Source organism: bacterium (assembly GCA_019695335.1).
Taxonomy (GTDB): Bacteria; CLD3; CLD3; order SB21; family SB21; genus JABWBZ01.
Genome location: JAIBAF010000042.1, coordinates 19,666 through 32,303 on the forward strand (window position 1 = coordinate 19,666; position 12,638 = coordinate 32,303).

At 45.7% G+C, this 12,638-nt stretch carries 13 protein-coding genes; 2 read left to right on the forward strand and 11 right to left on the reverse strand.

The genetic code is table 11. From position 1 onward, the window contains the following. Position 1: 1 nt before the first annotated feature. From K1X84_11290 to ubiE, 7 genes are all read right to left on the reverse strand, one after another. Positions 2-2,224, reverse strand: a complete 2,223-nt coding sequence (locus K1X84_11290) for an FdhF/YdeP family oxidoreductase (GenBank protein MBX7152219.1) — start codon at positions 2,222-2,224, stop codon at positions 2-4. Between the two features lie 11 nt (positions 2,225-2,235). Next, positions 2,236-2,556 (reverse strand): DsrE family protein, encoded by a 321-nt coding sequence (locus K1X84_11295; protein ID MBX7152220.1) that lies wholly within the window; start codon positions 2,554-2,556, stop codon positions 2,236-2,238. Between the two features lie 66 nt (positions 2,557-2,622). Then, entirely contained in the window at positions 2,623-4,389 is a 1,767-nt protein-coding gene (locus K1X84_11300) for a SpoIIE family protein phosphatase (GenBank protein MBX7152221.1), read from the reverse strand. Between the two features lie 2 nt (positions 4,390-4,391). Continuing rightward, on the reverse strand, positions 4,392-4,544 hold the full coding sequence (locus K1X84_11305; protein ID MBX7152222.1) for a hypothetical protein: 153 nt from the start codon (positions 4,542-4,544) through the stop codon (positions 4,392-4,394). A gap of 1 nt (position 4,545) precedes the next feature. Next, positions 4,546-5,166 carry a cyclodeaminase/cyclohydrolase family protein gene (locus K1X84_11310; protein ID MBX7152223.1) on the reverse strand — a complete coding sequence of 207 codons (621 nt, stop codon included), beginning with the start codon at positions 5,164-5,166 and terminating at the stop codon, positions 4,546-4,548. Between the two features lie 86 nt (positions 5,167-5,252). Beyond that, the gene (locus tag K1X84_11315; protein MBX7152224.1) at positions 5,253-6,035 is read right to left on the reverse strand and encodes an MBL fold metallo-hydrolase; all 783 of its coding nucleotides are present in this window, start codon (positions 6,033-6,035) and stop codon (positions 5,253-5,255) included. A 79-nt stretch (positions 6,036-6,114) separates the two neighbouring features. Continuing rightward, on the reverse strand, positions 6,115-6,840 hold the full coding sequence (gene ubiE / locus K1X84_11320) for a bifunctional demethylmenaquinone methyltransferase/2-methoxy-6-polyprenyl-1,4-benzoquinol methylase UbiE (protein ID MBX7152225.1): 726 nt from the start codon (positions 6,838-6,840) through the stop codon (positions 6,115-6,117). A gap of 178 nt (positions 6,841-7,018) precedes the next feature. Here ubiE and K1X84_11325 point away from each other — a divergent pair, with 178 nt between their 5' ends. Together K1X84_11325 and K1X84_11330 are read left to right on the forward strand one after the other, a co-directional pair. Continuing rightward, a complete protein-coding gene (locus tag K1X84_11325) occupies positions 7,019-8,347 on the forward strand; it encodes a S41 family peptidase (GenBank protein MBX7152226.1) in 1,329 nt (442 codons plus the stop codon). A gap of 116 nt (positions 8,348-8,463) precedes the next feature. Beyond that, positions 8,464-9,246, forward strand: coding sequence for a dienelactone hydrolase family protein (locus K1X84_11330; GenBank protein ID MBX7152227.1), 783 nt, complete (start codon positions 8,464-8,466; stop codon positions 9,244-9,246). Positions 9,247-9,298: 52 nt separating this feature from the next. Here the strand turns inward: K1X84_11330 and K1X84_11335 are convergent, their stop codons facing one another. The 4 genes from K1X84_11335 to K1X84_11350 all read right to left on the reverse strand — a co-directional run. Further along, the gene (locus tag K1X84_11335) at positions 9,299-9,844 is read right to left on the reverse strand and encodes an NAD(P)H-dependent oxidoreductase (GenBank protein ID MBX7152228.1); all 546 of its coding nucleotides are present in this window, start codon (positions 9,842-9,844) and stop codon (positions 9,299-9,301) included. Positions 9,845-9,857: 13 nt separating this feature from the next. Then, positions 9,858-11,339, reverse strand: coding sequence for an ankyrin repeat domain-containing protein (locus K1X84_11340; GenBank protein MBX7152229.1), 1,482 nt, complete (start codon positions 11,337-11,339; stop codon positions 9,858-9,860). Between the two features lie 18 nt (positions 11,340-11,357). Further along, positions 11,358-12,365, reverse strand: a complete 1,008-nt coding sequence (locus K1X84_11345; protein MBX7152230.1) for an SPFH domain-containing protein — start codon at positions 12,363-12,365, stop codon at positions 11,358-11,360. A 9-nt stretch (positions 12,366-12,374) separates the two neighbouring features. Further along, on the reverse strand, positions 12,375-12,638 hold a 264-nt coding region (locus tag K1X84_11350), incomplete at its 5' end, for a hypothetical protein (GenBank protein ID MBX7152231.1).

The following is a 12,638-nucleotide window of genomic DNA, read 5'->3' on the forward strand; positions in this document are numbered from 1 at the left end:
ATCAGGTTTTTTCAATTTCCACCACCGCATTATAATCCGGGATCAACACTTCTTTGTCCATTACACCGCGTTTAAGCAAAATATTTCCTTCGGGCCAGTGAATTTGAATATTCTGCGGCTTGATCGGAGCGATTTTTACGCGTCCTTTAAATTGTCCTTGCTCATTTTTTAGAATAATTGAGTCACCGTTTTTGAGATTCAATTTTTCCGCATCGTGATGACTCAGAAAAATCGCATCACGGAATGCACCCGTTAAAGGGTCATGTTCCGCCTGAACCATGCTGTTAAATTGTTTGCCGCGACGTGTCGACACGTGAAAATATTTCCCATCAAGTTCGATTTCTTTTGGTTGGACAACAAAAAAATTAGCTTTTCCGTTTGAGGTTTTAAAATTCCAGCCGTCGCAAAGCCTTTCGCCGCCCCACTGAACGTCGTCTCCGGATTTCTTAAGATGTTGGATGCCGTCATAAAATTCGACTGTTTTGGCAATTTCTTCACGAATTTCCCAGCCGGAATTAAAATGGATCTGCTGCTTTCTTTCCGGGTATGTGTGTTCAGCCAATTCCATCAGTATTTCCCACTCGCTTTTAGCCTCGCCCACAACGTGACCATTAATTTCCGGACTGTAAATGATCCGGCGTTCCGTTGTCGTCTCGGTGCCGCCGTCGCGCTGTTCGTATCGCGTTTTCGCAGGCAAGAGAATGACCGTATCGGCCGGATCGATCAGCATTTGCTGCGTAATAATAATATCCTGATGCACGCGAAGCGGTATGCGGCTGACGGCATTGCGGACAAATTCAGGATCCGGCAACACTTCCGTAAAATTACCGCCTACCTGAAACAAGACATCAATTTTATTCTCGGCGGCGTTTTCAATCATTTCCACCGCGCTTAAGCCGCGCTCTCCGGCAATTGGAAATCCGTATTGACGCGAAAGCGTTTCCGCGTTTTCAGGGGTAATTGGTTTTCCGCCAGGAAATACCGTCGCGTAAGCGCCCACTTCCGCCCCGCCTTGTACGCCGGAATGGCCGCGAATCGGCATCAAGCCGCAGCCGGGACGTCCGACAAATCCTTTCGTCAGTGCCAAGTTAATAATAGCGCGAACGCCATCGCTTCCGCACGAGTGCTGCGTAATACCCATGCTCCATACGAAAACAGCACGTTTAGCCTCATGAATCATTTTTGCAAAACGCGTCATTTCATCACGAGTAACTCCCGATAACTTTTCAAGATCGCTCCATGATTCATTTTGCAAAACGCGTTTGAGTTCGTCAAATCCGGCTCCGTGTTGACGGATAAAATCTTCATCGATCCAATTTTCGTCGATCAGAATCTTAATAACGCCATTGATGAATGCAATGTCGCCGCCGGTGTGCACGAGAAAAAATTCATCCGTGATTTTTGTTCCGAAGACGGCGCTTTCCGTCACGGACGGAACCCAGTAAAACTCCATCCCAGGCTCTCGGTACGGATTGACGCAAACGACTTTAGTACCGTTCTTTTTGGCATAATACAGATATTTCATCGTGACCGGTTGGTCGTTAGCGGCATTCGATCCGAAAAAAACGATCAGATCGGTTTCGAACCAATCTTTGTAACTGCACGTAGTGGCCGATGCGCCGACAGCTTGCTTCAACGCACCCGTACTCGGCGAGTGACAGATGCGCGCAGAATTATCAATGTTATTCGTCCCGAGAAATCGAGCAACTTTTTGCGCGACATAATATACTTCATTGGTAATGCCGCGCGACGTGAGATAAAAAGCCAAACGGTCAGACGCCGTTGCACGAATGCGTTCGGCGATGATTTCATACGCTTCCTGCCATGAAATGCGATTAAAACCTTTATCGCCTTTTCGGCGAATCATCGGATAGGCCAGCCGTCCCATATCGCGCAATTGATGATTGGGTTTCCGGCGTAACGATTCGACATCGTTTAGTAGAACATGATCAAACTCGCGCATCGTATTCATCCGGAGCAATTTGAGCCGCACCATGCACAGATGCGTGCTGTCGATGGTCCAGTCATGCAATCCGGCTACACCGAGCGCACAACCATCGCAAACGCCTTTGGACAAAACTCTCCACGCGTACCGCAAATTATCGCGATTCTCCCAAACGATTTTAACCATGTCCAAAAAATGATTGGGCTTGGTCTTGCCGATGCCGTTCGGAGAAAGGCTTACCCAGGATTTGGGATTCCATGTGCGTTTGATTTTTTTCATAGAGATGGTTATCAAAAAGTAACTGTTTTATCCGCCCATTCAACCATTTTCACGCAATCGATCATCGTGGACATCGGGCACGCTTCCGTACCGCTCAATTGGCGTGATTGAAGACAAGTTCCGCAAGCCAGAATTTCCCCGCCTTGTTTGATAAAATTTTTCAATTGCTCGCTGACATTGTATTGTTCATGCGTTAAGCCTTCGCATTCAACCGCTTCTCCCATGAGAAACACTTTGACTTCATGGCCGGCTTTTTTAGCGGTCACTGCAAATCGAAAAGCATTCCACGCTTTTTCGTATTCTTTCGTTTCGATGATGATCCCGAGTTTCATCGATTCCACATTTCAGATAAATTTTAATTTGATTAACTAAATCCCGATGCCGGACATTGGCTACATTCACTTTGCTTTGATCACGACGACGGTAATGTCGTCCGATTGAGGCGCATTACCGGCGAAAACCTTGATTTCCTGGGCGATGAGTTCAGTCGTTTCTTTAGCCGAGAGCGGAAGGTTGGTTTGAAGAAGCTTTTCAAGCCGCGGTTCTTCGTATTGTTCATCCTGCTCGTTCATCGCTTCCGTTACGCCGTCGGTGAACATAACAACCTTATCGTTTGGTTGTAACTGAATGGTTTCCATTTCGTACGGCATGTGTGGCATCATCCCAAGCAGGAGTCCGCCTTTTTCGAGCATTTGGAGTGAACCGTCGGCTTTGACCCAGTACGGCGGATTGTGACCGGCATTGACGTACGTAAATGTCATCGCGTCCAGATTCAGAACGCCGCCGAAAAAAGTAATAAATTTATCAGAATCCGTATTGGCATGAATGATATTGTTCACTTTTGCGACAAGATGATCGAATGCTTTGACTTCACCGCTTAGCGCAAGCAAACTGGCTTGTACGTTACTCATCAGCAGCGACGCCGGCACGCCTTTGCCTGAAACATCGGCGATCGCAATAATATAATTTTTGTCGTCGATTTTAACGACGTCGAAGTAGTCGCCTCCGACCTGCTTTGATGAAATATTGACGCCGAACGCTTCACAATTTTTCCATTCCGGAAATTGTTTCGGAAGAAGTCCAATCTGAATTTTACGGGCGAGCGCCAATTCCTCTTCGAGGCGTTTGCGTTCGAGCGAATCTTCAAAAAGCCACGCATTTTCCAGCGAAATCATCGCCTGGTTACACAACGTGTACAAAAAATTCAGTTCATCTTTTGAAAATGATTTGGACGAAATCTTATTACCGAGCAGCAAAATTCCTTTGGTTTTATCCTGCGAGCGCATCGGAACGACCGACACAACATCGTTACGTGCCAGGGCGGAATTGAGATCGCTTTCTTCCGCCTCTTCAATAGCATACGCGGCTCCGACGTCGAACATCGCATTCAAATGCTGAACATCCATTTCGATTTTCGCGAATCCGCGTTTTTCAACCAATTCTACCGAATCATTACGGCGCAAATAAACGGCAAATTTATTCAACATCATTTCGCCCATCAAACCATAACCGAGCAGTTTTACAATTTGCTTTGAATCCAGAACCGCATTGAGTTCTTTCCCGATATCAAAGAGCGTATTGAGTTCCTGAATTTTTTTATCCAGTTTGACATTGACGCTCTTCAGTTCTTCGAACACAACGCCGTTGTGGATGCTGGTGGCGGCGATATTGGCCATCGATGACAAAAATTCAATTTCACTTTCGATATAACCTTTGCCGATTAACTTTTTTCCATACGCCACCAATCCAAGCGTGTCGTTGCGAAGAACGATCGGCAAAAATAATTTGATATCGAATTGTTCGAAAAAGGATAACCATTGGAAACCGTTGTTTTTAATTTCATCCATTAAAAACGGCTTCTGCGGCAAATCGGGCATGTGCAGTTTTTTGCCGATCAGTTCGCGTGACAGGCCTTTGAGCGTATAGACTTCAAAATGATGATCGCCGCGATGCATCAGGAAAACGCCTTTATTGATCATCATTCTTCCCATTGGCGACAATAAAATATTATCGGCAATGGAAGTCAGATTAAGAGAGGAATTCAACAACTGGCTGATCTCAAAAAGCGCAGAAAGTTCGAACAATTTACGGTCGACTTCGTCCTGCACTTCGCCTTTGATCAGCGATTGTTTTTCAAAATCTTTGTCGTCTTTGGGTTCGCTCATAATTATTCTAGCCGGTCTTTCCAATTATTTTTCAGACGTTCGCGCCGCTTTGCAATTTTTTTCTTCTGATGGCGGCCAATGTATAAAAAATAGGTAAATAAAATCAGCCCGCAGGCAACAATCAATGTCAGCGTGATGTCAAACTGAACAGGCATATTATGCAAACGATGTTTCGACGCGTTGTTGTATAGTTTGCGCAGTTTGATCGACTTCGGATAAAATTGCGGAAGCCGATGCACCGACTTCATTTACAAAATTGGCGTCCTTGATCCCGGATAAATTGATTTTGACATTGTAATAAGCGCCGCGGCATCCTGCCTGAATCATCAGCATGGAGACTCCGGCATCGCTGAGCGCATTCGTATTCCCTTTTTCTGCAACGTGTTTGGAAAGACGGATCGCTTGCGCGCACAGTTTCATCAGATCAAGTGGAACCAGCGTGGCCTGCTTCGTCGCCGCTTCAATGGCCTCGGATCGCTGTTGTTTTTCGGCGTCGTTGGCCTGAGGTAATTTAAACGCATTCATGACAACGTTGAACGCTTCGGTGTCACGATCGATCAAGGTTGTCGCTTCGGCGCGTAATTTTTCACTTGCCTGCAGTATTTCTTTCATTTCATTTTCAACCGCGACGTATTTTTTCTTTCCGATGGTCAATTGGCTCACCATCGACACCAAGGCCGTTCCCAAAGCTCCGGCTAACGCCGAAACGCTGCCGCCGCCCGGAGCCGGTGACGACGAAGCAAGCTCATTCAAGAAGTCGTGGACGTTTTTTGTGATCAGCGACATAAAAACCTGTTTGTTTCAAAGTAAAGCCGATATTGGTAGCAATATAATAAATAGTTTTTAATTCTATTAAGAAAAAATTACAACTCTATTTTCTGGCCATCCAAGGGAATTCGAATATTTAATTTCTCTTTTTCGGCAAAAGTTTTGAGGTCCGTTCGCTTCAGTAAACAATGATTTACCGTATCCATATGAACGGCAATAATTTCAGCTTCCGGCATGGCCTTGCATACTTGTGCAATATCATTAGTATCCATCGTGATCGGTCCGCCGGTTAAAAATTGTGCCGCGCCGGCATTGACGATAACATGTTTAGGTAAAAAACGACGTAATGCATCGGCAACTTCATTACACCATATTGTATCGCCTGCAACGTATAACGCCGGAGCCTGATCAGTTTGAAAAATGAATCCCGAAACGGTTCCCATTTTACGGCCAATTTCACCCGTACCGTGTTGTCCGCCGGTTCGCGTAATCGTAATTCCTTTCCAATCGACATATCCTTGAATAACGCGGACGTCCGTAAAGCCCTGATTTTTTATAACGGATTCATCCGAAGGTTGGCAAAAGAGCGGCAAGTTTTTTGGTAATATCTGAATAGCTTTTGCGTCCCAATGATCACGATGCGTATGGGTAACGACAATAGCCGTGAGACTGTTTAACCATTGCGACAATGTTGCCTCGTCTATCGGCAAATCAACCATGGGAATGCGAAAATTATTTACTGCGTTCGCCACAGGATCCATCGTTTCTTTAGGACTCAACATCGGATCGATAAGAATTTTTTGATCGGCTATTTCAAGAATCAAAGTCGCGTGACGAATGAACTGTATCGCAAGACGCGAATCGTTATAACGTTCCATGTCTGTCAGAGGGCCTGAAACCATACTGGCCAATCCCCCGAAAAGTTTTTTGGCGAAATGCCTGCGATCCATCGAACACCTATAATTTAATTCCGCAGTACACCGTCACAATGCCCATTGTCATATCGAAATATCGAACGTTCGCAAAACCTGCATTTTCCAAAAGTTGTTTGAAGGCTTCGCGCTCAGGAAATTTCATAACGGAATTCGGCAAATAATGATACGCATTTTTATCGCTGGAAAATATCGAACCGACCGCCGGAAGAATTTTTTCAAAATATAACCGGTAAAGTTGCTTAAACACCGGCAATCGCGGCATGGAAAATTCCAGGATGACGACGATGCCCGATCCGGTTAATACGCGCGCCATTTCACTCAACGATTTCGGAATGTCTTCGACGTTGCGGATACCGAAAGCGATTGTAGCGGCGTCGACGCTTTCGTCCGGAAGCGGTAATTTTTCCGCTTCACCGCATACCATAAAAATCTGACGGTGCAAATCTTTCTTACGGATTTTTTCCCGGCCGTAGATCAACATGCCATGCGATAAATCAACACCGACGACTTTACGGGCGCCATTTTTCACCGCTGCAACCGCCACGTCTCCCGTTCCCGTCGCCAGGTCGAGCAATCGCGGATTCATCTGGAAATTGATCAGTTTCAGCGCTTGCCGCCGCCAGTAAATATCGATACCTAAACTGAGCAAATGATTGAGAAAATCATACCGCGAGGCCACGCGATCGAACATGGATTTGACATATTCTTTTTTCTCTGAAGGCGAGGGTAAATAGGATTCGTTGGCCATGAAGAAATCCGGGTCCTGATTGGGTTGATGACAGTGAAATAGCGGCGCAAAAGTAGGAAAGAAAATACAATTTTGCCAATCAAAAAAACCGGCGTGTTAACCAAGCGCATGGCTGATCCGTTTTAGCATTAGAGGCGCCGCTGATATTACCTTAATAAGAATCAAAGGAGATTGATTTATGAAAACTTTCGCCGTTCTATTTGTATTATTTTTTGTAAATAATTTCAACCAATGCAGCGGCCAGAACCTTGATTCCAAGCTCAAGCCCGCTCAAAAAAAAGAAATTGTTGTCAAAGTCGCATCATTATTAAAAGAAAATTACGTTTTCATCGAAAAAGCCGATGCGATGGCGGCAGAATTGACCAGGAAATTGGAGACCAATCAATACGACGCTTTTGAAACTCTGGATTCTTTCGGCGATCAATTAAACCGTGATCTGATCAACCTCTCTAAAGACAAACACCTTCAGATTAATTTTAGCCCTAAGATCGTTCGCCAGTTAAGAAAGGAGGCTGCCGGAGAAAAAGAAGTTCCGGATGAAGGGTTCATTGAATTATTGAAAGGTGAAAACTTCAGAATGAGAAAAGTCGAAATTTTGCATGGCAACATCGGCTATTTCAAGCTGGACAATTTTGTTGAATTAAAATATTGCAAAGAAACATTGACCGGTGCGATGAATTTCATTTCCAATGCGTCGGCCATTGTGCTGGACTTGTCGGATTGCGGCGGAGGGCCATCGGAAACCATGGATTTTATTCTCAGCTATTTTCTACCGGAATCGACTAAGATTAGTGAACTGCGTTTCAGAAAAAATAACGAAATGAAAGAATCGTACACCGTAAAGGATGCCACAATCAAAAAACTCACTGACGTGCCATTGTTCATTCTTGTTAGCGGCAATACGGCTTCGGCGGCTGAGGGTTTGGCCGCGTGCCTCAAAGAATACAAAAGAGCCGCCCTTGTTGGCGGGCAAACCAAAGGATTGGGCAATCCGGGAGAACTATTTGTTATCAACGACGTGTTATACATGTTTATCACGACGGCGGTAAGCAAAACGGCCAAATCAGGCGCGAATTTCGATGGCGTAGGTATTACGCCGGACATTGCCGTATCGTCTTCCAATGCATCGTTTAATTTTAATAAAGCCATGTCGGAAGTCTGCCGGATACTTAGCGAAACTGCCAAAAACAAAAAACTGAAAAATGCGGGGCAATGGCTGAAGTTTGAATATGAATCGTACCTCGATCAGGAAATGGCCGGCGAAGATTATCGCCGATTAATCGTTGGAGAGTATGATGGCAACCGGAAAATTATTCAGGAAAACAAACAGTTGTATTTCGACAACGGCAGCCTGAAAAGAAAATTAACGTATATGGGGAAAGGCGTGTTTTCAGCTGAAGGCAGGAAGGATTACAGGATTTATTTTCCGACGGACGCCAAAAAAATCGACGCGATGACAGTATTATGGTTTGACGATACGGAAGATTCATTCAAAAGAGTTAATTAAAAAACGGCGCATTTTTTCTTGTATCTTAATTTCAGAACTTTACATTCTCTTAATTTCAAAGCCCTAAATTAATTCAAGGAGAATGAGCCATGACAGTACGTGCATTAACTGTTTTTATGTTCGTTTTTTTGGCAGCCTGTGCCAAAAAAGCCGATACACCCATGAAAGAAAAATTGGTCAGCGAAGAAGTTACCTATTCCGCCGACAGTGTCAATATGAAGGGATTTCTGGTTTATGATGGAGACCAAAAAGGCAAACGCCCCGGGGTACTGGTTGTACACGAGTGGTGGGGACACAATGACTATGCCCGCAAACGTGCAAAAATGTTGGCTGAAATGGGATATGTTGCGTTGGCCGTCGACATGTACGGCGATGGTAAAACAGCCGACCATCCGGACGATGCGGGAAAATTTGCCGGTGAAGTCATGAAACGCGGACCCGGCGCCAAAGATCGTTTTATGAAGGCGATGGAAATTCTGAAAGCCAATCCGAATTGCGATCCGGATAAAATTGCTGCGATCGGTTATTGTTTCGGCGGATCGACCGTTCTAAATATGGCGCGTCAGGGCGTCGACCTGAAAGGCGTCGTCAGCTTCCACGGCGGTCTTAATACCGAAACACCGGCAAAAAAAGGCGAAGTCAAATCACGTGTCCTCGTCTGCACAGGCGCAGCCGATCCGTTTATCCCGAAAGAACAAGTGGACGGTTTCAAAAAAGAAATGGATGACGCCGGCGTCAACTATGCCGTCAAATCTTACGAAGGCGCGATCCATTCTTTCACGAATCCCGGCTCCGATGTCATGGGCAAAAAATTTAATCTCCCGCTCGGCTACAATGCCGCGGCCGATACAGCTTCGTGGAATGAAATGAAGGCTTTTTTTGGCGAGATATTTAAGTAAATCGATTGACTGAAAACTGAATAACCCCTCCGATGCAATGCGTGAGGGGTTTTTAGTTGGGATCAACTTGAATTTTTTTCGAAATCGCTGCTGTCAATGCCTCTACCGATTTAATAATCTTTCCCGCAATCTCCTGATCAGCTATCATTCCCGCTTCATCGAATTTATTTCCGGGTATAGGAATAACCAATGACGCTTCGGGAACGACTAATCCCATCATGACTGTCAGCGTTTCATTCAACGACGGCACCGCAAATTTTGAACTCGGCGTCGTATTGATCAGCGCAATCGGTTTGTGCATGATCTCGCCGCTGCCGACGACCCAATCGAATGCATTTTTCAAAACGCCCGGAACGCCGTGTGCATATTCCGGACACGCGATTATTAAACCATCGGATTTTTTTACCAATTCGCGCCAGTCGATGATCGATTGCGGCGGTGAACTTTCAATGTCGGGATTAAATGGCGGCAATTCACCCAGACCGTCGAAGACATCGATGCGAGTTCCTTGCGGCGCCAACTTCGACGCGGCGTGGAGTAGAATAGTATTTTTAGAGAAACGGCTTAAACTGCCGGAAATAGCAAGAATATGGATCATGAAATACTAAACCTTACTTTGCGCCTGCTTCCTGTAAAATTTTGACAATCTCTTCGTTTTTCTTTTCAAGCGCAAGTTTAAGCGGAGAAATGATCCGCCCCTCTGTCGACGTATTCGTTTTCCAAGTGAAGTTATCATTGGCGACCACTATTCCTCCCCATTTATACGTATACGTCTTGCTGGGTCGATTGACATCGGCATTGTGCCGGATCAGAAATCGTACGACGTCGGCCTGATTTTTCGATACCGCGAGCAGTAATGGCGTATACCCGTGCCAATCTTGCCGCCGTTCCTGACCTTTGACCTCTTCATCGTCGTATTGGCCTCGCTGGACTTCAAGTCCGTCAAATGCATAGCTGTTAACATCCATCCCATAATCCAGTATAAGCTGGGTGCGAGACATATTGCTGTCTTCGATCGCGGTGTACAACAAACCTCCGATACAAAGCAAATCGTGATTGGGCGATCCGTCAGCGCCTGACGAATCTTCACGAACTTCAGAAATAATATTGCGTCCGATAGAAATGGAAAAATCTCTAAACGATGCGGTCAACCCGTTGAGATATCGAAATGCTCCGCCGGGCGCTTGCGGGGGAGGCGGAGGCGCCATGTCCCAAATGGCCGCTTTTTGCAAAGGAGTTTCATTCGGAATGGATCCGATAATAGCCTCCGCTACTTCAAAAAATTCAGAAGCCGGGACCTGATCGTTCACTGATATATTAAAATGACGGCCTTTAACATAACCGATTTTACCAAGCTCCGCCGTAAGCCACGCCAATTTGGTTCTAAATTCGGCGATGTTCAATTGGCCGTCCACACGTGCAATTTTAATAGGATGCGAAACTCGACCGAACGATGAAGGGCGAGTAGCCGCTACTGCCTGAGCCCTGGCTCTATGAGCGCGTTTGGCCGTCAACTGTTTCGCTTGTTTCTGATCAATCGTTTTTTCTTTTTGTTCTTCCAATGGCTTTTCAAGCGAGTAAGGAATCGGATCGTCCGGCGGAAGGTCGGGCGGAGCTTCATAAACAGGATGCAGATACGTTGCCATCCAGATGTCCGTTGGTGTAATATTGACTTGGTGATTGAGCCCGTACCCTTGCATAGCCAAAACAGGTATTTCTAATACGCGGTGATCCGGAAGTGTCCACAGCAACCGCGTTTCATTAAATTGATTTCGAAGCGTGTTGTAGACCATCATTACCAGTAACTGTGATGCAACATTCTTTCGCACATCAACTATTAAACGCGAAGAATAGGTTCGGCCTGAATAATATTCCGAATCATTTCTTGCAGCCTGCACGTATCCTAGTGAGTCTGACAAAGCCGGAATCTCCCATGAGCCTGGCAGCGAATCCAAATTCATAATCATCTTGCCGTCGGACCACGTCATGGCCGAATCTCCGATCGCGATTCGAACGGTAAACAATTCTTCCTGCTTTTTCGAGCAACTCAAAAGACACAAGCTGATAAATGCCACAAACAAAAATAATTTCATGTTCCTCCGTCTTATCAGCTACATTTTTGAAAGAATTTCTGCTTTTTTGGCTTTGTATTCATCTTCGGAAATCAATTGATTGTCGAACATCTTTTTGAGTTTTTCGAGTTTCTGCATCGGATCGTCTTCCGATTTCTGTTGGGTATTCATCGTATTCATAGCGTTGCCCATCGCCTGTCCGAGGCCGAGTCCTGCCGTCAGGCTCGCACCGAGTCCGGCAATACCGCCTTCATTTTTCGCCGCGTTGTTCAGCGCTTCTAATTGCTGCTTCTGCGCGTAATTGATGCCCAGCGCATTCAGGGCCTGCGCTTCCGCCGTCATATCGGCAATTTTGTTGATGCGCGCCTCCGTCGCTTCGTCAAAACTCGTTCCTTCGATCCGCACGTCCAGCATTTCAAATCCAAGATCGGCGCAAATCGTTTTTAATTTTACTTCCAACGCGGCGGCAATTTCTTCACGATTGGCATCCACTTCCGTGTAGGCATATCGCGAGGTGGCCAGAATGTCGGTCAAAGGCTGCGTAATGCGGGAGGAAATGATTTTCTGCAGATCTTCCACTTTATACAGTTCGGCCCCGGCCACTACTTTTCGGAAAAATTCTTTCGGCTCAAGAATACGGATCGAGTAATTACCGTACGCGCCAAGCCCGACGGGAAACTTATATTTCGGATCCTCATATTTAACCACCGACGTCGTGCCCCAGCGCACGTTGAGAATATTCGCCTTCCGGAAAAAATAGATTCCGACTTTATGCTCGCTCTCGAACGCCTGCATCAATTTAATCGTCGTCGTCCAAAAAGGAATATTGTCCGTTTCTAAACTGAACAACCCTTCATCTTTCAATTCCGCTTCGACTTTGCCTTCGTATACAAAAATGCAGCCGACGCCGGGACTGACGATAAGCTTCGACGCGTTTTTAATTTCATCGCCGTTTTCGCTCCACTTGAAAAACAGAACATTCGGATCGGGATTCGACCACTCGATAACGGACCGCAGTTGTTTTTTGATTCCATCCATTAAGCCCATAATTGCTCCTTATTTTGCCCTGTTTTTAATTTGTTCGATCAATGCTTTATCGCCTATTTCAATAATTTCTAATTTACCGAGAAATTGCACGTTCGCGCCTTCTTCGATTTTCACGCCGCCTTTGATGGTCACGTTCGAATTTTTTCCGAAAACAACATTGGCGCCTTTCGCAATAATCACTTTCGGATTGGCCGGCGTTTCGGGAACGATTTTGAAAAGCGTGTGGCAGTAATTACACCGGATTCTATCATTACCTTCTTCCGTTCCATCCGC